Source organism: Oceanimonas doudoroffii, assembly GCF_002242685.1.
Taxonomy (GTDB): Bacteria; Pseudomonadota; Gammaproteobacteria; order Enterobacterales; family Aeromonadaceae; genus Oceanimonas; species Oceanimonas doudoroffii.
The window spans coordinates 698,827-720,414 of sequence record NZ_NBIM01000001.1; the positions used below are offsets into that span (position 1 = coordinate 698,827).

23 protein-coding genes are annotated in these 21,588 nt (G+C 60.8%); 13 read left to right on the forward strand and 10 right to left on the reverse strand.

Going from position 1 to position 21,588, the window contains the following annotated elements:
• Positions 1-24: 24 nt before the first annotated feature.
• Genes B6S08_RS03200 through B6S08_RS03210 form a run of 3 tightly spaced genes read right to left on the reverse strand, consistent with a single transcriptional unit; the run spans position 25 to position 1,421 of the window.
• Positions 25-459 (reverse strand): YcgN family cysteine cluster protein, encoded by a 435-nt coding sequence (locus B6S08_RS03200; RefSeq protein ID WP_094199324.1) that lies wholly within the window; start codon positions 457-459, stop codon positions 25-27.
• Positions 460-1,122, reverse strand: a complete 663-nt coding sequence (locus tag B6S08_RS03205; protein ID WP_094199325.1) for a fumarylacetoacetate hydrolase family protein — start codon at positions 1,120-1,122, stop codon at positions 460-462.
• A gap of 11 nt (positions 1,123-1,133) precedes the next feature.
• Entirely contained in the window at positions 1,134-1,421 is a 288-nt protein-coding gene (locus B6S08_RS03210) for a YcgL domain-containing protein (RefSeq protein ID WP_094199326.1), read from the reverse strand.
• A gap of 108 nt (positions 1,422-1,529) precedes the next feature.
• On the opposite strand from B6S08_RS03210, the gene minC reads away from it, so the two are divergent.
• Genes minC through minE form a run of 3 tightly spaced genes read left to right on the forward strand, consistent with a single transcriptional unit; the run spans position 1,530 to position 3,329 of the window.
• The gene (gene minC / locus B6S08_RS03215) at positions 1,530-2,207 is read left to right on the forward strand and encodes a septum site-determining protein MinC (RefSeq protein WP_094199327.1); all 678 of its coding nucleotides are present in this window, start codon (positions 1,530-1,532) and stop codon (positions 2,205-2,207) included.
• A 27-nt stretch (positions 2,208-2,234) separates the two neighbouring features.
• Positions 2,235-3,047, forward strand: coding sequence for a septum site-determining protein MinD (minD, locus tag B6S08_RS03220; RefSeq protein WP_094199328.1), 813 nt, complete (start codon positions 2,235-2,237; stop codon positions 3,045-3,047).
• A 3-nt stretch (positions 3,048-3,050) separates the two neighbouring features.
• Positions 3,051-3,329 (forward strand): cell division topological specificity factor MinE, encoded by a 279-nt coding sequence (gene minE, locus B6S08_RS03225; protein WP_094199329.1) that lies wholly within the window; start codon positions 3,051-3,053, stop codon positions 3,327-3,329.
• 73 nt (positions 3,330-3,402) lie between these two features.
• Here minE and rnd read toward each other — a convergent pair whose 3' ends face one another.
• The 4 genes from rnd to yoaA are packed head-to-tail and all read right to left on the reverse strand — an operon-like array spanning position 3,403 to position 7,307.
• Positions 3,403-4,497 carry a ribonuclease D gene (gene rnd / locus B6S08_RS03230; RefSeq protein ID WP_094199330.1) on the reverse strand — a complete coding sequence of 365 codons (1,095 nt, stop codon included), beginning with the start codon at positions 4,495-4,497 and terminating at the stop codon, positions 3,403-3,405.
• Positions 4,498-4,553: 56 nt separating this feature from the next.
• Positions 4,554-4,700, reverse strand: a complete 147-nt coding sequence (locus B6S08_RS18365; RefSeq protein ID WP_165661844.1) for a hypothetical protein — start codon at positions 4,698-4,700, stop codon at positions 4,554-4,556.
• 9 nt (positions 4,701-4,709) lie between these two features.
• Positions 4,710-5,390 (reverse strand): tRNA (adenosine(37)-N6)-threonylcarbamoyltransferase complex dimerization subunit type 1 TsaB, encoded by a 681-nt coding sequence (gene tsaB, locus B6S08_RS03235; RefSeq protein ID WP_094199331.1) that lies wholly within the window; start codon positions 5,388-5,390, stop codon positions 4,710-4,712.
• A 6-nt stretch (positions 5,391-5,396) separates the two neighbouring features.
• On the reverse strand, positions 5,397-7,307 hold the full coding sequence (gene yoaA, locus B6S08_RS03240) for a DNA repair helicase YoaA (RefSeq protein ID WP_425435354.1): 1,911 nt from the start codon (positions 7,305-7,307) through the stop codon (positions 5,397-5,399).
• 342 nt (positions 7,308-7,649) lie between these two features.
• On the opposite strand from yoaA, the gene B6S08_RS03245 reads away from it, so the two are divergent.
• Positions 7,650-7,865, forward strand: coding sequence for a hypothetical protein (locus B6S08_RS03245; RefSeq protein WP_211284145.1), 216 nt, complete (start codon positions 7,650-7,652; stop codon positions 7,863-7,865).
• Between the two features lie 20 nt (positions 7,866-7,885).
• Here the strand turns inward: B6S08_RS03245 and B6S08_RS03250 are convergent, their stop codons facing one another.
• The 3 genes from B6S08_RS03250 to B6S08_RS03255 form a co-directional block, all read right to left on the reverse strand.
• On the reverse strand, positions 7,886-8,608 hold the full coding sequence (locus B6S08_RS03250) for a ZIP family metal transporter (RefSeq protein ID WP_245849801.1): 723 nt from the start codon (positions 8,606-8,608) through the stop codon (positions 7,886-7,888).
• Positions 8,609-8,698: 90 nt separating this feature from the next.
• Positions 8,699-8,839: a hypothetical protein gene (locus B6S08_RS18370; protein WP_165661842.1), complete on the reverse strand. Its 141-nt coding sequence runs from the start codon at positions 8,837-8,839 to the stop codon at positions 8,699-8,701.
• 8 nt (positions 8,840-8,847) lie between these two features.
• Positions 8,848-10,080, reverse strand: a complete 1,233-nt coding sequence (locus B6S08_RS03255) for a porin (RefSeq protein ID WP_094199334.1) — start codon at positions 10,078-10,080, stop codon at positions 8,848-8,850.
• A 339-nt stretch (positions 10,081-10,419) separates the two neighbouring features.
• On the opposite strand from B6S08_RS03255, the gene hglS reads away from it, so the two are divergent.
• The 9 genes from hglS to hisH all read left to right on the forward strand — a co-directional run bounded on the left by hglS (position 10,420) and on the right by hisH (position 21,528).
• Positions 10,420-11,787: a 2-oxoadipate dioxygenase/decarboxylase HglS gene (gene hglS, locus B6S08_RS03260; protein ID WP_094199335.1), complete on the forward strand. Its 1,368-nt coding sequence runs from the start codon at positions 10,420-10,422 to the stop codon at positions 11,785-11,787.
• 442 nt (positions 11,788-12,229) lie between these two features.
• Positions 12,230-13,228: a TAXI family TRAP transporter solute-binding subunit gene (locus B6S08_RS03265; RefSeq protein ID WP_094199336.1), complete on the forward strand. Its 999-nt coding sequence runs from the start codon at positions 12,230-12,232 to the stop codon at positions 13,226-13,228.
• A 69-nt stretch (positions 13,229-13,297) separates the two neighbouring features.
• On the forward strand, positions 13,298-15,229 hold the full coding sequence (locus B6S08_RS03270; protein ID WP_094199337.1) for a TRAP transporter permease: 1,932 nt from the start codon (positions 13,298-13,300) through the stop codon (positions 15,227-15,229).
• A gap of 111 nt (positions 15,230-15,340) precedes the next feature.
• The gene (gene gcvA, locus B6S08_RS03275; RefSeq protein WP_094199338.1) at positions 15,341-16,249 is read left to right on the forward strand and encodes a transcriptional regulator GcvA; all 909 of its coding nucleotides are present in this window, start codon (positions 15,341-15,343) and stop codon (positions 16,247-16,249) included.
• Positions 16,250-16,622: 373 nt separating this feature from the next.
• Positions 16,623-17,519 carry an ATP phosphoribosyltransferase gene (hisG, locus tag B6S08_RS03280; protein ID WP_094200527.1) on the forward strand — a complete coding sequence of 299 codons (897 nt, stop codon included), beginning with the start codon at positions 16,623-16,625 and terminating at the stop codon, positions 17,517-17,519.
• Between the two features lie 3 nt (positions 17,520-17,522).
• Complete coding sequence (hisD, locus tag B6S08_RS03285) at positions 17,523-18,815, forward strand: histidinol dehydrogenase (RefSeq protein ID WP_094199339.1); 1,293 nt, start codon at positions 17,523-17,525, stop codon at positions 18,813-18,815.
• On the forward strand, positions 18,812-19,870 hold the full coding sequence (hisC, locus tag B6S08_RS03290) for a histidinol-phosphate transaminase (protein WP_094199340.1): 1,059 nt from the start codon (positions 18,812-18,814) through the stop codon (positions 19,868-19,870). The genes hisD and hisC overlap by 4 nt, the downstream gene beginning before the upstream one ends.
• A complete protein-coding gene (gene hisB, locus B6S08_RS03295; protein ID WP_094199341.1) occupies positions 19,871-20,941 on the forward strand; it encodes a bifunctional histidinol-phosphatase/imidazoleglycerol-phosphate dehydratase HisB in 1,071 nt (356 codons plus the stop codon).
• Positions 20,938-21,528: an imidazole glycerol phosphate synthase subunit HisH gene (gene hisH / locus B6S08_RS03300; protein ID WP_094199342.1), complete on the forward strand. Its 591-nt coding sequence runs from the start codon at positions 20,938-20,940 to the stop codon at positions 21,526-21,528. Before hisB ends, hisH begins: the two co-directional genes overlap by 4 nt.
• Positions 21,529-21,588 lie beyond the last annotated feature (60 nt).

A 21,588-nucleotide genomic window follows, 5' to 3' on the forward strand; every position in this document is an offset into this window, starting at 1 on the left:
GGCGACGATATCGCCCCGGTTTCATCAGCTGGCCCAGGTAATAATATGATCTTCCCAGTCGCCGGCCTTTGATTCCGGCACCGCCTTGCCCCGTACCGACTGGCCGGCGCGGTGCATGGCGCTTTTTGAACCGGTGCGCAGCGGATGCCAGGACGGCAGCGACTTGCCCTCGGCCAATACCCGGTAGGCGCAGGTCGAGGGCAACCAGTAAAACTCCTCAAGCTGATCGCGAGTAATCTTCAGGCAATCCGGCACTCGGGCAAAACGGTTGGCATAGTCACTGCAGGCACAGCTATGAGTGTTGAGCAGCTCGCAGGCCACATTGGTGTGCACCAGCTCTTCGGTGTCTTCATCGATAAGCTTGTTGAGGCAACACTTGCCACACCCGTCGCACAGGGCTTCCCATTCCTCGTCGGTCATGTCGTCCAGGGTTTTGGTCTGCCAGAAATTCGCCTGCATTTACTTTGCTACCTTCGCCTCAACGTCGAATGTGTTGTCCAGGGTCAGCGTCAGAACATCGCCGCCCCGCAGTTCACCCACCCCCTTGGGCGTGCCGGTCAACACGATGTCACCGGGCATCAGGGTAAAGCTGTGGCTGATGTCGGCCAGCAACTCGCCCATGGGCCACATCATCATTCCGGTGTTGCCCTGCTGACGCAAAGCACCATTGACGGTGAGGGAGAAGTCCAGCTGCTGCAACGGCGACAACAGCTCCGGCGCCACAAAGGGGCCCACGGGGCAGCTGCCGTCAAAGGCCTTGGCCCGCTCCCAGGGTTGTCCCTTGCCCTTGAGCTGATCTTGCACCGCACGCAGCGTCAGATCCAGCGCCAACCCTACCCCAACCACGGCATTGAGGGCGTCGGTCGCCGATGCCCGGCACAGGCGGCGGCCGATCAGCAGCGCCACTTCCGCTTCATGATGCACCGGGCCCTGCCCTTGTGGCAGCACCAGGGGCTCATCCAGCGGCACCAGACTGGTGGCGGGCTTGATAAACAACAACGGCTGATCGGGCACCGGATTATTGAGCTCGGCGGCGTGCTCAAGGTAACTGCGTCCAACACACACCACCTTGCCGGTGGCATAGGGCAAGACAAAACCTTCCTGATCCACATGCTGATACACGGGCTGTCTCCTTATTCACCGCCGCGTTCGGCGGCCTGGCGGGCGAGGTGCTCTTTGAGCAGGTTTTTGGGGGGTGGTGGCAGCTGCAAATAGAACCCCTGGGTTCGCAGGGCCTCACGCACCTTGTCTATATCGGATATACCCAGTCGAACCTTGTTGGCCAGATTCAGCATCATCGCCAGCTGCGGCGTGCCAAAGGTCTCCATCAGGGAAGCGGGAACACGCGAAAAATCGTCGCGCCGTTCAACAAACAGATAGGTCTCTGCCTTTTTGGGGCTTTTATACACTGCACACAACATGGAAATTGCTATAATCCGTCGGGTTTAATTGCCAGTCAGGATGGCAGACTATAACATCAGCACGACCAATAACAAAAAGGATCACCTTTCCTTGGGGGACAACCGCTTATGGCGGAGCGTGGCATTGAATTAAAAGGCAGCAGCTTCACGCTGTCGGTACTGCATATTACCTCAACCGATATTGCACGGGTCAGAGAACAACTGCAGGACAAAATCGCACAGGCGCCGGAATTTTTCCGCGCCGCACCACTGGTCATCAATATCGAAAAGCTGTCAAACATTCCCGACTTTACCGCCCTGGCCGCCGTCGTTCGCGAGCTGGAGCTGGTGCCTGTGGGTGTCAGCGGCATTCTCGACGATCAGGGCCGTGCCGCCGCGCGCGCCGCCGGCCTGGCGGTGATGACCACCGGCAAGGTGCCTGCCGCCGCAACCTCCCCCTCGCCCGCCCTGCTCAATCAGCCCGGAACCCGGGTGCATCGCGGCCCGGTTCGCTCGGGCCAGCAGATTTACGCTCCTAACGGCTCCTTGGTGGTGCTGGGTGCGGTCAGTAACGGCGCCGAAGTCATCGCCGACGACAGCATTCATGTATATGGCGCGTTACGCGGTCGCGCCGTGGCCGGTGCCAAGGGCAACGAACATGCACGAATTTACTGTCAACAACTGATGCCCGAGCTGGTCTCCATCGCCGGCCACTATCAGCTCAGCGATGGTCTGCAAGGTGATCACTGGGAACAACCGGTCAGCCTCTATCTGGCGGGCGAGCAGCTCAAGCTGGACAGACTCTGAATTTTTCTCGACTTAGGAACGCACTTTATGGCACGGATAATCGTCGTCACTTCTGGTAAGGGAGGCGTAGGCAAGACCACCTCCAGCGCAGCCATCAGCACCGGCCTGGCCAAACTGGGCCACAAAACCGTGGTCATCGATTTTGACATCGGCCTGCGTAATCTCGACTTGATCATGGGCTGTGAACGCCGCGTGGTCTATGACTTCGTCAATGTGATCAACGGAGACGCCAACCTCAACCAGGCCCTGATCCGCGACAAGCGGGTGGAGCAGCTCTATATTCTGCCCGCCTCGCAAACCCGCGACAAGGAAGCCCTCACCCGCGATGGTGTGGAAAAAGTCATCAGGGATCTCAATGAGATGGGCTTTGACTACATCATTTGCGATTCGCCCGCCGGTATTGAAAGCGGTGCCCTGATGGCGCTCTACTTTGCCGACGAGGCCATTGTTACCACCAACCCGGAAGTGTCCTCAGTGCGCGACTCCGACCGCATTCTGGGCATCCTTTCTTCCAAGTCCCGCCGGGCCGAGCAGGGCCTGGAGCCGATTCGGGAGCACCTGTTGCTGACTCGCTATTCCCCCGAGCGGGTTAACCGGGGCGACATGCTGAGTGTGGAAGACGTGCAGGAGATCCTGGCCATTCCGCTGCTGGGTGTGATCCCCGAATCCCAGGCCGTGCTCAAGGCATCCAACGCCGGTGAGCCGGTGATCCTGGACGAAGAGTCCGATGCCGGCCAGGCCTATGGCGACACCGTGGCCCGTCTGCTGGGTGAAGAGCGGGAGTTTCGTTTCCTGGAAGAAGGGAAGAAGGGATTTTTCAGCCGACTTTTTGGGAGTTAACTCATGTCTCTACTGGACTATTTCTTTAGCTCAAGAAAGAACCAGAGCAGCGCCAAGCTGGCCAAAGAGCGTTTGCAAATTATCGTGGCTCACGAGCGCAGCCAACGGGATACCCCCGACTACCTGCCGCAAATGAAACAGGATATTCTGGAAGTCATTCGCAAATATGTAAATATCGATCTGGAGCAGATCTCGGTGCAGCTTGATCAGAAAGGGGAAAACCTCTCTGTGCTGGAGCTGAATATCATGTTGCCCGATCAGGATGACAAGCCCGCCTCTTGAGACGCAAAATGTTAAAAACAATAACGGCGCCGTGGAAACACAGCGCCGTTTTTAATGGCTCTCGCTTACTGCATTACAGTCGACTTTGCATCAGCTCGCCGCGCCAACCCTGCAGCAGCGCCGGCATAGCGTCTTCGCTTTCCTCCAGTCGCCATTTCCAGCTCAGATACTGGTGAATCAGCCGTTTAGAGGCAATCAGCTCGGCCGGCACGCCGGAAGCCTCACCGGCCTGCTCCACCAGCTCACGGATACGTTTAAGCTCGGCCTTGTAACCGGGAAAGTCCACCAGCCGTTTCACCGGCTCGGGCCAGCTATTCGGCGCCGCCAGGGCCTGCTGCACCAGCGCCAGCAAGGTCTGGCCGTGACGCTTGATTTCCATGGGCTCCAGCCCCAGCCGGTTGAGATCACTCAGGCTGCCCGGCGCGCGCTCGGCCACTCGCAACAGGTGGGCCTCACGCACCACAAAGTTCACCGCCAGATCCCGTTTGCGGGCCTCGTTCAGGCGCCATGCACACAGCCGCTGCAAAATACCCAGGGCCTGCCTGTCCAGGGTCCAGGCGTTTTTCACCTCCAGGTAGGCCAGCTCCGGTCTGACATTGACCGCCCGGCGTTTTACCGTCCACTCACATTCCTGCTCAAACCAGTCCAGCAGTCCTTTTTGCGCCAGCCGCTCATGCAGTGTTCGATACAGCGGGTAGAGATAAATGACATCATCGGCGGCATAGCTGAGCTGGGCCGGCGACAGCGGCCGGGCCAGCCAGTCGGTGCGGGCATGGGCCTTGTCGAGGCTGACCCCGAGCAATTGCTCCACCAGGGGGGCAAAGCCCAGCTGAGCGCCCAGGCCGAGAAAGGCCGCGGCCAGCTGAGTGTCATGCACTCGAGCCGGCAGCGCACCACTCTGATGCTGAAACAGCTCCAGATCCTCTCCCCCGGCGTGCAGCAGGCACAGCCGGTTGCCATCATGCAGCAACCGCCACAGCGGACTCATGTCGGTTACCGCCAGCGGATCCACCAGGGCGGTGTGCTCGCCGTCGTTGATCTGATACAGGCCGGGACGGGCGTAATAGGTGCGCGTGCGGACAAACTCGGTGTCTACCGCCAGCACGGTGGCGTTGGTCTGGCAGAAATCCGCCAGGGCCTGGTTGTCGGAAATAATGGTATAAGTCATGCGGGCTCTGTCTGGCATGGCCCGAACCATGCCGGGCCTGAAAAAATAAATACCGCTTACCGGCGCCGCTGCCGATGCCACTGGCGCAACAGGCGTTGACGCTGGCGTTTGCGGCGGCGCGTACACTGACGGGTTCGATGATAGGGCCGCTGGGGAAACATCAGCGGCGCCTCTTCCCGGGTAAACGAATAAAAAATGGTCACCCCGACTCCTTAGCGACCGGGCAGCTTCTGCCAGGTTACCTTGTCTCTCAAGTATACCGGCCGAGCCTCGGCGGCGCTGACGCCCTTGCCGGCGGCCAGATCCTGCAGGGCGGCGGGCAGCATGTCGCGCGCCTCGGGAAAGGGCACCGCCTCGCACAACACATCCACCCGGCCGGTGAGATCAGGATAGGTGACAAAACCACTGCCGGCGCCCTGCTGCCAGCGTTCGTCGCCGGCGGCCAGGAAGTCCTTCGGCGCCAGCACCTGCTCCGGCAGGGTTTCTATCATCACCCCCTGCTCCAGGGCAAAGCCGCCCACATAAATTTCGTCCATGCGGGCATCAATGGCGGCCAGCACGCGCTCGCAACCGCCGTGGCGATGGGCGCCCTGGGCCAGGGCCTGCAGGTTGGATACGCCCACCAGCGGCAGATCGGCGCCAAAGGCCAGCCCCTGGGCCACGCCCAGGGTGATGCGCACGCCGGTAAAGGAGCCGGGGCCTCGGCCAAAGGCCAGGCCATCAAGCTGAGCCAGGGTGACCCCGGCCTCGGCCAGCAACTCCTGCACCATGGGCAGGATCAACTCGGTGTGACCCCGGGGCGCCACCTGATAGCGGCTCAGTATGGCGCCGTCCTGCCAGAGGGCGGCGGAGCAGGCTTCGGTGGCGGTATCAATGGCCAGTAACAGGCTCATGGGTGATTACTCCAGATTTGACAGAAATTCATTCAGCGCCGGCAGGCTGCGGGTGCGTGGCATCGCCGGCAGGCTGGCAATAAAGTCGGCGCCGTAGGCCCGGTTCACCAGGCGGGCATCGGTGATCACCAGTACGCCCTTGTCTTCCACGTCGCGAATCAGCCGCCCCACCCCCTGCTTGAGGGTAATAATGGCCCTGGGCAGCTGCACTCGGGCAAAGCCGTCTTCACCCCGGCGTCGGCAGTCTTCCAGCCGGGCGCTGAGCAGCGGATCATCGGGGGCGGCAAAGGGCAGCTTGTCGATCACCACACACTGCAGGGCACGGCCACGCACGTCTATGCCTTCCCAGAAACTGCCGGTGGCCACCAATACCGCCCGGCCATCCTGGCTGAACTGCTCCAGCAGCCGTACCTTGTTGTCCTCCCCCTGCATCAGCACGGTGCGATCCAGGCGGGCGCGCAACACCTCGGCCACTTCCCGCATCACCTGATAGCTGGTGCACAAAAAGAAGGTGCCGCCGGGCACTCGGGCTATGGTCTCAAGCAGGCTGTTGGCCAGCCGGTGGCCGCGGCCCGCGCCGCTGGTTTCGGGCAAATAGCGGGGCACACACAGGCGAGACTGGCGAGGGTAATCAAAAGGGCTGTCCAATTGCAAGGTACGGCATTCGGTGAGTCCCAGATCGGCGCAAAAATGCGCAAAACTGGCGCCCACCGCCAGGGTGGCGGAGGTAAACACCCAGCTGGTTTCTTCCCGGGCCAGCTCGGCGGCAAAACGCTCGGCCACCGACAGCGGGGTCTTGTGCAGGGCCACATGCAGCCGGCTGCAGTCATACCAGAAGGAATAGCCGTGCTCCTCGACCCGGGTTAGCTCGTCCAGTTGGGTGCGCAGGCCAATCAGCCGTTCAAAACACTGATCGAGCTGCTCGCCCCGTCCCAAACAGAGCTTTAACACCTCATGGGTAAAGCCGAGGCTGTCGCCCAGCCGGGACAGCGTCTGGGCCACCGCCGGCCGTGCCAGGGCCGGTCGAAGCTGTCCCCGGCCGGTATCGAGGCCGAACGCCAACCGAAAATCCTGGGCATTGCGCTCCAGCTGATCCGCCGCCTTGCCGAGCTGAGCCATGTCCTTGGCCTCGCTCTTTTGCGCCAGCCGCAGATCCCGGGCAAATTCCAGAAACTGCCGGCTGGACTGGCTTTGACCGAAATACTGGCCGGCAATGTCGGGCAGCTGGTGGGCCTCGTCGAGAATATACATCTCGGCGTCGGGGATCAGCTGGCCAAAACCGGTATCGCGCACGGCCATGTCGGCAAAAAACAGGTGATGATTTACCACCACCACCTGGGCCTCCATGGCCCGGTTACGGGCCTTGACCAGGTGGCAGTCCTGATAGTGGGCGCAGTCACGGCCGGCACAGTTGTCGTTGGTGCTGGTCACCAGGGGCAGGATCTCGCTGCGCTCGGGCAGGCCGGGAATATCGCCCACATCGCCGGTAGTGGTGAGCGGCGCAAAGCGCCTGACCCGTTGCAGATCGGTCAACGCCTCCGCCGACAGTCCGGGCACGGCGTCGTTCAACCGGCCCAACCGCTCAATGCACAGATAGTTGACCCGCCCCTTGAGCAGGGCCACCGGCTGACTGTAGCCCAGGGCCTTGATCAGGGTGGGCAGATCCCGGTGATAAAGCTGCTCCTGCAGGTTGCGCGAACCGGTGCTGACCACCACCTTCTTGCCGGCGGCCAGGGCCGGCGCCAGGTAGGCAAAGGTTTTGCCGGTGCCGGTGCCCGCCTCCACCACCAGGGGAATGCGATCGGTCAGCGCCTGGGCCACCGCCGCCGACATGTCCACCTGGGCGGCGCGGGGGCTGAAGCCCTCAATCGCTTGAGCCAGGGGCCCGTCAGGGTCAAAGAGTGCGCTGCTGTCGATGGGGTCCACGGCGGTGTATCCATTGCTAAAACGCAAATAATACCAAAAGCCGGGCCGGGGCGGCAGGCGCTATTCGGCCTTATTCAAAACCTGGGTGAGATAGCATAACCGACTTGCACGATAAACCAACACGGCAGGCTGGGCGAGCGACCAATCCGCCGAAGCCGGCAATGCATCTCCATTACCGTGGCATCGCCCACTACCGAAGTTTGAACGATCGTTCAAAAGGTGCTGCAATGAGCCCTTTACCGGCAAGGAGACAGAATGGTTAAAAATCGCACGTTATTTCATGGCCGCCGATTTGCACTCAACTTGGTGACCTATCCGCAGGGACATAGGGTGATGCGTCACCATGACCCCATGGGTGGGGGCCGCTATTACAAGTTGAATATGGTGCTGAAAAAGCCCGAAAAAGGGGGACGGTTCCACGCCGACAAGGTGATTTTTAGCCTGTTCGATCGCGTCATTTTGTTCCGCCCGGATCTGTATGATCACAGTGTCAGCCGTATTGAGCAGGGCCGCCGTGTATTGCTCAGCCTGGCGATTCACCTTCCCTGAACCCTGCCATCAATAGCTGTTCAGGCGCCATGGCCGGTGAGCATATGCCCGATGATTCCCAGCAAAAAGCCCAGCACCGCCCCCATGGGCGGTGCCCAGTGGCGCTTCAGTACCGCCTGGGGGGCGATATCCTGAAACACCGAATAGAGAATGCCACCGGCAGCGAACAGCATGATGCCCGACACCAGCTCGGGGTAGGCCGACAACCAGAAATAGCCAGTCAGGGCCGCCACCGGCCCCAGCAGGGCCATCAGGGTAAAGGCGCGAATCGCCTGCCCCGCCCTGCGGCCACGGTCGCCATTCAACTCACGAAAGGCGTTAAAACCTTCAGGCAAATTCTGCAGCGCCATCAACCCGGCCAGCAACAAAGCGCCGCCCTGACTGCCAAAGGCAAAGGCGGCCCCCAGTGCCAGCGATTCGGGAATAAAGTCCGACAGCATGGCCGCCAGCTGACCGGCCTGCGTTTTCAGGCGATACAACAGCATGTCGAGGGCCATAAAGGCCAGGCCGCCGCCGGCAAAGCACAGCGCCGCGGTGCCGGCCTGCAACCGGGCCGCCCCTTGCGGCACCAGCACCAGGGCCACCGCCGACAACAAGGCACCGCCGCCAAAGGCTACCACGGCGTGACGGAACTCGGTTTCCAGCCAGTGGGGATGAATACGCTCTACCCGCGCCAGCAGGGCACCGGCGGGCATGGCCATGCCCGCCACCAGGGTCAGCACCAGCATAATGAGAATGTCCAAGACAAAGGCTCCCGTATGAATCCAATTCGGTCACCCTTGTTAGCACAGCCTCACTTCAATTGCCATGATGTGCCCCGGCCTTCCGCGTCCTCAGCGCTGATACAGGTAGGCGCCATCCTCACCGGTCAGCAGGCCGGGACCTTCGGGAATTTCCCGCTCACTGTGATAGCTGGACGGCGTACCACCGCAGCCACTCAACCACAGCACCATCAGCAAAATGCCTGTTTTCATGTCGGCTCCTAAAACTTGATGCGGGCACCGGCGATCAGCGCATTGGCATCGTCCAGGTTCTCGTCGGCGCGCTCGAGATCATAGTTGCGGTAGCCCACATAGAGCTCGGTGGCCCAGTCATCGACATTCTGCACCATCTGCACCCCGACCGAGGTGGCCTTGTCACTGCGTTCATCGGCATGGTTGGCCACATGATAATCCACCGACATGGCGGTTTTACCGGCACTGAACCACTGGTTCTGATAACCCAGCTTGCCGTAGACAAAGTTAGGATCCTGTCCACCGCTGTCCCGCTCACCCGCGGCCAGGGTCAGACTGACGCCACTGGTATGCAGAAACGACGCCGAGCCATTCACCTGACCGTCGTTGCTTTCCTGATCCGAGTAGGCCACGGCGGCGGCCAGCTTGCCCAGGTTGTAGTCGGCGGAGTAATTCAGGGCCGCATCCCAGGCGCTGTCTTCCACGGCGCTCACCGCCAGCCTGACGCCGCCAAAGGTAGGCGTATCGTAACGCAGGCGATCCCGGCGGCCCAGGCCATCCAGGTTGGTGAAACTGTCACCCACCGTGGTGCTGCTCAGGTTGCCATCGTCATCCCGAAACTTGATGCCACCGGCAATATCGGCGGTAGAGGAGTAACCCGCGAGGGCAGTACCCGACAGATCCATTTCAGAGCTGTCTTCACTGGCGGTCCAGCCCTTACCGACCCAGAGTTTGCCCAGCCGGTCATGATCGAAATACACCTCCAGCCGTCGGTCGGAAATGGTGTCGCCACTGGGGGATTCATTATCCTGACTCACCGCAAAGGAGGAGTTGGACTCAAGCTGCACCTCAATGGCGGTACCCACGGTCAGCTCGGGGCTGACATCCCCTTCCCCGATAACCCTTAACCGGGTTGAAGAGCTGTCGTTGTCCACATGGTAGAGCTCGGTCTCTTCGCCATCGTCCACCGCCAGCAGCGCCCGGTTAACATGCCCGGACACCGACACTCGAATCTTGTCGTTACCGGAGTGCACCGCCGTCGGTTTTGCCGCCGGCATGGCACTGGCGGCCCTGGCTTCAGCAGCCTCTGCCCGCGCCTCTGCATTGCGGGTTTTGACTTCAAGTTGCTCTACTCGGTCGAGCAGGGTGCCCAGCTGGCGCTTGAGTTGCTCCAGCTCCTGAGTATCGGCCAGCGCCGAAGGGGAAGCGCTGGCCATTGCACAAACAATGGCCGTTGCCAACAAGGTTTTTTGATAGGCCATGATGATTCTCCCTTTGCCTGGCACCGAATACCGGCCTCATCACGGCAAACCACTGGCCCGCCGGGGTAATATGAGTGCCGCTGGTACCAGACAGCAGAGTGATTCTTCCTTTAGTGGTTAACCTCCCTCCCTGGATCGGTTGTTTTTTTGAACAACATCTTGCCTGTTAAACTTAGTCAAGGCCGCCTTAAAGCACCATTTTCACGGCGTGATAAACGTATGCAGCATCCAATTCCATTGTGGAATGCGTTCACGAGCAATCGCCGTTTGTCATCCTTTATGAAGGGGTATTAAGGTTCGGTAGATTCACCGTTTCACAGGTCAAAGGACATTGCCACCATGGTGCACACTGCCTACGTTTCTGCGGATAACATCCGCACCCTGTTTTCCGATGCCATGTCGCGCATGTATCAGCAAGAGGTGCCGCAATACGGCACCCTGGTACGACTGGTTGCCGACATCAACGAGCAAGTGCTGGCCAGCGAGCCGGCCTTGCACGAGCAATTGCAGCAACAGGGAGAGCTGGAACGGCTGAGCCTGGAGCGTCATGGCGCCATTCGGGTTGGAACCGCCGACGAGCTGCACATGCTGCGCCGCATCTTCGCCATCATGGGCATGCAGCCGGTCAGCTATTACGATCTGTCCGAAGCCGGCGTGCCGGTGCATTCCACCGCGTTTCGTCCCGTTGATCCGGCGTCGCTGCAGCGCAATCCGTTTCGCATTTTCACTTCGCTGCTGCGGCTGGAGCTTATCGAAGATGACGCCCTGCGCCAGCAGGCCGAGGCCATTCTGGCCCGGCGGGACATCTTCACGCCCAAGGCCAGAGCCCTGGTGGATGTCGCCGAGGCCCAGGGCGGCCTGACCGACGCCCAGGCGCAGGAATTCGTGGCCGAGGTACTGGAAACCTTTCGCTGGCACCGCCACGCCACCGTTGACCACGCCAGCTACCAGGCGCTGCAGGACTCCCATCGGCTGATTGCCGACGTGGTCTGCTTTCATGGCCCCCATATCAATCACCTGACTCCCCGCACCCTGGACATCGACGCCGTGCAGCAACACATGCCCGCGGCGGGCATCAGCCCGAAGGCGGTCATTGAAGGTCCCCCCCGTCGCCGTTGCCCCATACTGCTGCGCCAGACCAGCTTTACCGCCCTGGAAGAGCCGGTGCTGTTTGCCGGCGAGCAGGCCGGTACCCACACCGCCCGCTTTGGCGAAATCGAACAGCGGGGCATGGCGCTCACTCCGAAGGGGCGTGCCCTTTATGATGAACTGCTCGCCCGCTCGCGCCAGGCCCCGGCTCAGCCCGACAACGACGGCCATCAGCGCCAGCTGGTCGATATTTTTGCCGACTTTCCCGATGATGAGGCCAGCCTGCGCCAGCAGCGGCTGGGTTATTTCCGTTATGAACTGACCGATGCCGGCCGGCAACCCGCGGCCCGGGGCGACGATGTCAGCGACATGGAAACACTGATCGAGGCCGGACTGGTACAGGCCAGTCCCATCACCTATGAAGATTTCCTGCCGGTCAGCGCCGCAGGCATTTTTCAGTCCAACCTGGGTAGCGCCAGCCACCAGGCCTACCGTCAGAATGCCAGCAAGGCCGCGTTTGAACGCGCCCTGGGATGCCCGGTGATCGATGAGTTCGGCCTTTACGCCGACATGCAGGACGCCTCCATTCAACGGGTTCGTCAGGTGCTCAGCGCCTGATAGCGGCCGTCACTTCTCCCCAGGCCGTTGCCCGCAGCGCGGCCTGGGGGGAATATGGTCACGACTCGACGACCGAAACCACACATTCCCACGCCGACACACCACCACGAATGACCATGCCCTGTGCGAACGACGCGCCGTCGGTCGATGCATGAGGACTCAAATTTTGCCACCCGCTCATAGACTCAAAGGCAATGCAATACAAAGGTCTTCATTTTTATGCCCGCTCTGTTACAACTTTCATAAAAAGGAAAAAAGCTGACATAAAAAACCACAGAAAAACGAAAAAATGGAATGAAATCACAACTATTTTTCGTTTTATCTCAATATGAAAATAATGGAACCTCCGTGCACTCTCTAGCCCACAGCAAGGCCGGAGCACGCCAGCCATCAACCCTGACGAGGCAATGGACACGTTCCGGCTGATAAGGATATTGAACTCATGAAAAAGACAATACTGGCCACCACCCTGCTTTCCCTGACCGCCGTACTGAGCGGCTGCGATAATGCAGCCAGCAAGGCCAACATCGCCATCGGTCCCGCCGCCAGCACCACGCAGAAAGTATCCCACATGATCCTGAACGCCTATGGCGTTGAAGAGGGCGATTTCAATGCCTATCAGGAGCGCTTTGGCGATGCCCTCGACGGCGTTCAGGATGGCAACATCGATATCTCCATGGGGATCATGGGCCTGCCCGCCGGCAGCATCGAAAGCCTGCAGGCGGCCTCCGGAGACGTGGTCATGCTGAGCCTGTCCGACGACGTCGTCGAAAAAATCGAAGGCAGCAGCGATTACCGTCGTTTCATCATCGACAAGGCCAGCTACCAGTTCCTGGATAAAGACGTACAAACCATCGCGGCCTTTGCGGTGCTGATGGCCAACACCAATACCATCAGCGAAGAAATGGGGTATCAACTGGCCAAGGTCATGTACGACCAGGCCGATCAGGTGACCCATTCCCAGGCCAAGTTCCTGACCCTGGAGCACGCCCTGAATGGAGGGGACGCCCTCAAAATCCATCCGGGCGCCAAGCGCTTCTATGAAGAAAAGGGCCTGACCGTTACTCTTCCCGTGGCCGAACTTGGCGAGCAGACGGACAAGAGCGAGTTCATTCTCGGCACCGGCAGCCAGGGGGGCACCTATTATCCGCTGGGCGGCGAAATCGCCACCAACTGGAACAACAACATTCCCGGTGCCAACTTCACCAACGTGGAAACCAGCGCCTCCATAGAAAACCTGGTGAGCATTCGTGACGGCAAAATGGATCTGGGCATGTCTGTGCATGTGCCGGCCCGCAATGCGCTCGAAGGCAAGGCCGAGTTTGAAGGCTCCCCCGTGGACAACGCCGCCTTTATCGGCCAGATCTATCCGGAAGTCGTACAAATCGTCAGCCGCGCCGGCAACAAGGTTTCTTCCTTCGACAACATCAAGGCAAAGTAACCGATCCCGGTTCGAACAGAGGTGGGCCTTGTTGCCCGCCTCTTTTTATTTGGTTCATGGATAGCTGCAATGAATAACACTCACACACAGGACACCCTGCTCGAAAAATACGACAAAGAGTCGGCCTTCAGAAAAAACATCGGCCGCTGGGGCTGGGTAGTGACCCTGTTTGCGGTCACCCTGACCGGCTTTCACCTCTACACCGGTTATTTCGGTACCCTGCCGACCCAGAAGCAGGGGGCCGTTCACCTGGGCCTGGCCCTGGGCATGATATTTCTGCTGTATCCGGCCAGTCGCCGAGGGGTAAATCGCCCTGGCGTGGCCTGGTATGACGTCATACTGGCCTTTGTCGCCACCTTTGTGGCCTATTACAAAATACTGTTCTTTAACGAAATTTTGCGTGGCCGTGTGACCGGCTACTCCACCATCGACCTGATTGTGGCGGTGCTGGGGGTGCTGTTCGTACTGGAAGCCACCCGCCGCACCGTGGGCATGCCCATCGTCATCGTGGCCTCACTGGCCATTGCCTACGCCCTGTTTGGCAATTTCATTCCCACCCGCATTCTGTCTCACCCCGGCTTTGAGCTGACCGATGTGTCGGTCAGCCTGTGGTTTCGGGAGAGCGGCATTTTTGGCACCCCGATTCAGATCTCTGCCAAATTTATCTTTCTGTTCCTGTTTTTTGGCGTGGTGCTGACCCGCACCGGCGTCGGCCAGTTTTTCAATGATCTGGCCTTTGCCTGCACCGGCCGCTATACCGGCGGCAGCGCCAAGGCGGCGGTGATCGCCAGTGCCTTTCAGGGCATGATCTCGGGCAGCTCGGTCGGCAATACCGTGGCCTCCGGCTCCTTTACCATTCCGATGATGAAAAAGGCCGGCTTCAAGCCCGAATTCGCCGCCGCCGGCGAGGCTGCCGCGTCTACCGGCGGGCAGATCATGCCTCCCCTGATGGGCGCCGCCGCCTTTATCATGGTGGAATACATCGGTGTCTCCTACGCCGAAATCATGATGGCCGCCGTCATTCCCGCCGTGCTCTACTTCAGCGGCATCTTCATCGGCGCCCACTTCGAAGCCAAGAAACAAGGCATTCTCGGGATCCCGAAAGAGCAGCTGCCCAGCAAGCTCGAACTGCTCAAACGCCAGGGTTATATGCTGTTGCCGCTGCTGGTGGTGGTTGGCACCATCATCGCCGGCTTTACCGCACAGCGCGCCGCCCTGCTCGGCATTGGCGCCGCCCTGCTGGTCAGCATGGTAAGAAAAGAATCCCGGCTGACACCGAAGTCGCTGCTGTCTTTGCTGGAACAGGGTGCCCGCGTGGCCCTGCCGGTGATCGCCGCCGTGGCCACCGCCGGCATTATTGCCGGTGTGGTCGGCATGACCGGACTGGGCGCCAAGTTTGCCGCCGGCATTATCAACCTGGCCGACGGCACTTTGATTCTGGCGCTTATCTTTACCATGATCGCCTGCATCGTGCTGGGCATGGGGCTGCCCACCACCGCCAACTACGTGGTGACCGCCACCATAGCGGCGCCGGCACTGATCAACGAGTTCGGCCTGGCGCCCATTGCCGTGCACCTGTTCGTGTTCTATTTCGGTATCGTCGCCGACATCACCCCGCCGGTGTGTCTGGCCGCCTATGCCGGCGCCGGCATTGCCCGGGCCAACCCGATGAAAACCGGGGTCACCGCGGTCAAACTGGCCATTGGTGCCTTTATCATTCCTTATGTGTTTATCTACCACCCCATACTGGTACTGGTGGATGTAAACCTGCCGGAGCTGGTCATGGCGCTGGTGTTCGCCCTGCTCGGCATGATGGCCATCAGCAGTGCGCTGATCGGCTATTTCATTCGCCCGTCGTCGCTGCCCGAACGAGCCCTGCTGCTGGCGGCCGGCCTGGCCATGATCATGCCCGGCATCGTCAGCTCCGCCTCGGGCCTGGTGCTGATTGCCGCCTGTTACTGGCTACAGCGCCAGCGCCCCGCTCTGGTTGCCACTCAGTAACAAGCCTCATAACACTGGAGGGAGATCACACTCCCTCACCGGCGCCAGCCGGTACTCAGGCCGCCAGACGAGGTATACTGGCGGCTTGCTTCCACAGCCATATACGAATTCATGCGTTACCTACCTTCCATTACGGCCATGCAATGTTTTGACGCCTCGGCCAGACACCTGAGCTTTACCCGCGCGGCGGACGAACTCAGCCTGACCCAGAGTGCGGTGAGCAAGCAGGTAGCCCAGCTTGAGTCGTTCCTCAACCGCAAGCTGTTTCGCCGGGTGCGCCGCTCCCTGTGCCTGACCCCAGAAGGGGCCATTTACATCGGCGAAGTACGCAAGATCCTCGCCCAGCTGGAAATGTCATCCCAGTACGTCATGTCCTATAACAACCAGCGGGACGTGCTCAGGGTGGCAACCCTGCCCACCTTTGGCAGTCGCTGGCTGGCCCCCCGGCTCAGCGCCTTTCTCGACCGCCACCCGCATATCAACCTGGACAGCAGCGAGAAGGTGGAGTCGTTTGACCTGGATCAGGAAGGCATTGATATCGCTTTTTTCTACGGCCACGGCAGCTGGCCCGGACTGGAATGCCACCGGCTGTTCGGTGAAGAAGTGGTGCCCGTGTGCGCACCCGGCCTGCTGAATAATCATGCACCTGCGTCGCCCCTGGAGCTGACCCGTTACCGGCTGTTGCACCTGTCCACCCGCCCCCGCTCCTGGCACGACTGGTTTGCGGCGCAGGATCTGACCACGGAGCACAGTTATCAGGGCAACCGCTTTGAGACCTTTCACATGCTGATCCGCGCCACCATGGCCGGCTGCGGCATCGCCCTGCTACCCCGTTTCCTGATCGAAGACGAGCTGGCATCGGGTCAGCTGGTGATGCCCTGGTCCCATGGCATCACCAGCGCCAACAGCTATTACCTGGTTTATCCGGAGCGCCTGGGCGAGGTGGAAAAGGTGCGTGTGTTCGCGGATTATTTGCTGAACCTTGCCGCCGGCACCACAACAGATTCCTTTAGTGATTAGTGAATTTATATTCATTTATTCCGCAAAATGAGCAAGTCACCACATGGCGCACCACCCCGTTGAGCAACGCCCAACACGCTTTGTGATCCCGGCCGGAACTTTCTTGTGATTCAGGGTTGGCAAAACCAGCCCGACTTGTTAAGGTGAATCCGTTTTCAACGAATTGAACGAGCCGAATACAGCATCATGAACTTCCTGCACACCGCCAAGCATCACCATCATCATCGACACTAGTCTTTCAGAATGCTTTTTCTGGAAGACCTTGCGCTTGGCGGCTTCCAGCAGGACAGAATTATCGACCCCCGGAAGCTTGGCTTTCGGGGGTTTTTCGTTTCAGGACTCACATCAGTAACAAGGAATACCGATTATGACTTTGGATAAAACCCGCCTTCGTATTGCGATTCAGAAATCCGGTCGTCTGAGCAAGGAATGTCAGCAGCTGCTCAAGGGCTGCGGCGTCAAGCTCAACCTGCGTGAACAGCGCCTGATCGCCCACGCCGAGAACATGCCCATCGACCTGCTGCTGGTGCGGGACGACGACATTCCCGGCCTGGTGATGGACGGCGTGGTCGATCTCGGCGTGGTGGGTGAAAACGTGCTGGAAGAGACCCTGATGGATCGCCAGGCCCAGGGCGAGGCCGCCGATTACAGCGTGCTCAAGCGCCTCGACTTCGGCGGCTGCCGGCTGTCGCTGGCGGTGGCCGACGACTTCGACTACCAAGGCCCGCAAAGCCTGGAAGGCAAGCGCATCGCCACCTCCTACCCCTGGCTGCTGAAGCGCTTTATGGATGAGCAGGGCGTGAAGTTCAAAAGCGTAATGCTGAACGGCTCGGTGGAAGTGGCGCCCCGCGCCGGCGTGGCCGACGCCATCTGCGATCTGGTGTCTACCGGCGCCACTCTGGAAGCCAACGGCCTGGTGGAAGCCGATGTCATCTTCCGCTCCAAGGCGGTACTGATCCAGAGCGGCAACGCCCTGCCCGCCGGCAAGCAGCAAATCGTCGACAAGCTGCTGCCCCGTATTCAGGGCCTGCAACAGGCGCGGGAAAGCAAATACATTATGCTGCACGCCCCCAAAGACAAGCTCGAGCAGGTGATCGATCTGCTGCCCGGTGCCGAGCGCCCCACCATCATGCAGCTGGCCGGCGAGACCAACCAGGTGGCCATTCACATGGTAAGCAGCGAAGACATGTTCTGGGAAACCATGGAAGGCTTAAAGAGCCTGGGCGCTTCATCCATTCTGGTGCTGCCCATTGAGAAGATGATGGAGTAAGCCATGAAAACCCTGAACTGGAACCAACTGAGCGCGGCCGAGCAGGCCGCCGCCCTGCGCCGGCCGGCTCTCGCGCAGAGCGGCCGCGAGGCACAGGTGGCCGACATTATCAGCCGAGTGCGTAAAGGCGGCGACACCGCCCTGCTGGATCTCACCCGCACCCTGGACCGCGCCGAGCGTGATTGCCTTGAGCTTGTCGACGCGGACATCGCCGCCGCCGGCGAGCGGGTCAGCGACGAGCTGAAAGACGCCATTGAACTGGCCATCGGCAATATCGAGGCCTTTCACCGCGCCCAGCTGCCCGCCTCCGTCATTCAGGACACCACCCCGGGCGTGCGCTGCGAGCTGCACTTTCAGCCCATTAGCAAGGTGGGCCTGTACGTGCCTGGCGGCAGCGCGCCCCTGGTGTCCACCGTGATGATGCTGGCCATTCCGGCCCGCCTGGCCGGTTGCGAACGGGTGGTGCTGTGCTCGCCGCCCCCCATCAACGACGCCATTGTCTACACCGCCAAACGCTGCGGCGTCGACGCCATCTACACCCTTGGGGGCGCTCAGGCCATTGCCGCCATGGCCTATGGCAGCGAGACCGTGACCAAGGTGGACAAGATTTTCGGCCCGGGCAACGCCTGGGTCACCGAGGCCAAGCAGCAGGTTTCCGGTGATGTGGACGGCGCCGCCATCGACATGCCCGCCGGCCCGTCGGAAGTGCTGGTGATTGCGGATGACAGTGCCGATGCCGACTTTATCGCCTCGGATCTGCTGTCTCAGGCCGAGCACGGCCCCGACTCCCAGGTGATCCTGGTGACCCCGAGCCGGGCACTGGCGGCACGAGTGGACGACGCCCTGGAGCGTCAGCTGGCCGAGCTCTCCCGTGCCGACATCGCCCGCCAAGCACTGGGGGAAAGCCGCACCTTTATCTGTGCCGACCTGGCCGAGGCGGCGCGCATTTCCAATGCCTATGCCCCCGAGCACCTGATCGTACAGACCGAGGAGCCGCGTGCCCTGTTGCCGGCGCTTAAAAATGCCGGCTCCATCTTTCTCGGGGCCTGGACCCCCGAGTCGGTGGGTGACTATGCCAGCGGCACCAACCACACCCTGCCCACCTATGGCTATGCGCGCACCTATTCCAGCCTGGGGCTGGCCGACTACCAGCGCCGCTATACGGTGCAGGAGCTCAGCCCCGAAGGGCTGCGTGCCATTGGCCCGGCGGTTGAGCTGCTGGCCGCCACCGAAACCCTGGATGCCCACAAAAACGCCGTGACCCTGCGCCTGGCGAAACTGGAGAAACAAGCATGAGCCTTACCAAACTGGCCCGGGCCAAAGTGCAGCAACTGACCCCCTACCAGTCCGCCCGGCGCATTGGTGGTCAGGGTCATGTGTGGCTGAACGCCAACGAGGCGGCCGACAGCGGTGAGTTCAGCCTGAACTGCGAGCGGCTGAACCGCTATCCGGAATGCCAGCCGCCCCAGGTGATTAACGCCTACGCCGCCTATGCCGGCGTGGCCCCCGAGCAGGTGCTGGTAAGCCGGGGCGGCGACGAGGGCATAGAGCTGCTGATCCGCACCTTTTGCGAGCCGGGGCAGGATCGCATTCTGATCTGCCCGCCCACCTACGGCATGTATGCCATCAGCGCCGAGACCAACGGCGTGGAGGTGGTGGAAGTGCCCCTCACCGACACCCGACAGCCGGACTTCGACGGCATTATCGCCCGCCTCGACGAGGTGAAAATTGTCTTTCTCTGTTCCCCCAACAACCCCACCGGGGATCTGGTGGACCAAGCCGGTCTGGTGCGGTTGCTGAACGCCGCCAAGGGTCGCGCCCTGGTGGTGGTGGACGAGGCCTATATCGAGTTCTGCCCCGAGCACAGCCAGGCGGACCTGCTGAACGACTACGACGGCCTGGTGATCATTCGCACCCTGTCCAAGGCCTTTGGCCTGGCGGGCATTCGCTGCGGCTTTACGCTGGCCAGCCCCGAGGTGATTGGCCTGCTGCTGAAGGTGATTGCCCCCTACCCGGTGCCGGATCCGGTGGCGCAGATTGCCGCCCAGGCGCTGAGCGACCAGGGCCTGGTGCTGATGCGCAAGCGAGTGGATGAGATTAACCGGCTGAAAACCGAGCTGGCCGGCCGGCTGGAGCAGCACGCCCAGGTGAAAGAGGTGTTCGCCCCCAATGGCAACTACCTGCTGGTGCGCTTTGCCCCGGGCAGCGAAATGTTTGCCCGCATGAGCCGGGCCGGTATCATATTGCGCGACTTTGCAAGCAAGCCGGGACTGGCCGACTGCATTCGCATTACCATCGGCAACCCTGCCGAGATGGACGCGGTACTGAACGTACTGCAAGAGGAGCAATAAGTGTCTAAGGAACGCATTCTTTTTATTGACCGCGACGGCACCCTGGTGGAAGAGCCGCCGGTCGACAAACAGCTGGACCGCCTCGACAAACTGGCGTTTCTGCCCAACGCCATTCCGGCGCTGCTGACCCTGCAAAACGCCGGCTACCGGCTGGTGATGGTCACCAACCAGGATGGCCTGGGCACCGACAGCTTTCCCCAGGAAGACTTCGACGCCCCCCACAACCTGATGATGCAGATTTTCAGCTCTCAGGGCGTGCGTTTTGACGAGGTGCTGATTTGCCCGCACTTTCAGCACGACGACTGCGCCTGCCGCAAGCCGCGCCTGGGGCTGGTGAAAGACTACCTGCAGCAGGGCAAAATCGACTTTACCGACTCCTGGGTGATCGGTGATCGCCACACCGACATGCAGCTGGCCGAAAACATGGGCCTGCCCGGTTTGCACTACGGCCACAACAACCTGGGCTGGGATCAGATCGTAGAAAAGCTCACCAGCCGGGGCCGCACCGCCGAAGTGACCCGCACCACCAAGGAAACCGACATTCACGTGGGGCTGGATCTCGACCAGACCGGTGGCAGCCAAATCAGCACCGGCCTGCACTTTTTCGACCACATGCTGGATCAAATCGCCACCCACGGCGGCTTTCGCCTGAACGTCAAGGTGGACGGCGATCTGCACATTGACGATCACCACACCGTGGAAGACACCGCCCTGGCCCTGGGCGAAGCCCTACGCAAGGCCCTGGGCAACAAGCGCGGCATTGGCCGCTTTGGCTTTGTGCTGCCCATGGACGAGTGTGAAGCGGCGGTCACCCTGGACTTGTCCGGTCGCCCCTTCATGAAGTTTGAAGGCGAATTCAAGCAACCCAAGGCGGGTGATCTCACCGTGGAAATGGTGCCGCACTTCTTCCGCTCCCTGAGCGACAGCCTGGCCGCCAACATTCACCTCAAGGTGACCGGCGACAACACCCACCACATGGTGGAAAGCGTGTTCAAGAGCTTTGGCCGCGCCCTGCGCCAGGCCATTCGCGTGGAAGGCAATGAGCTGCCGTCCAGCAAGGGGGTTTTGTGAAAACAGTCATTATCGACACCGGCTGCGCCAACCTGTCCTCCGTGCGCTACGCCATTGAGCGTCTGGGCTATGAGGTCACCGTGAGCCGCGACCCCGAGGTGGTGCTGGCCGCCGACAAGCTGCTGCTGCCCGGTGTGGGCACCGCCAAGGAAGCCATGAAAAACCTGGCCGACCGCGACCTGATTGAACTGCTGGATCAGGTGCAAAAGCCGGTGCTGGGCATTTGCCTCGGCATGCAGATGCTGGTGAACCGCTCCCAGGAAGGCGACGTGGCCTGCCTGGGCAAGGTGGATGCCGAGTGCCTGCACATGGAAGGCGGCGACGGCGTGCGCCTGCCCCACATGGGCTGGAACCGCATTACCCCCATGCCGGAGCACCCGCTGTTCAAGGACATTCCCGAAGGCAGCTTCTTCTATTTCGTGCACTCCTACGCGGTGCCCGTGGGTGAATATACCCTGGCCACCTGCCAGCATGGCCAAAGCTTCAGTGCCGCCATTGGCCAGGAAAACTTCTTTGGCGTGCAATTTCACCCGGAGCGCTCCGGTGCCGCCGGCGCCCAACTGCTGAAAAACTTTCTGGAGCTGTAATGATTATTCCCGCCATAGACCTGATTGATCGTAAGAGGAAAAGTGCCCAGCAGCAGAAAT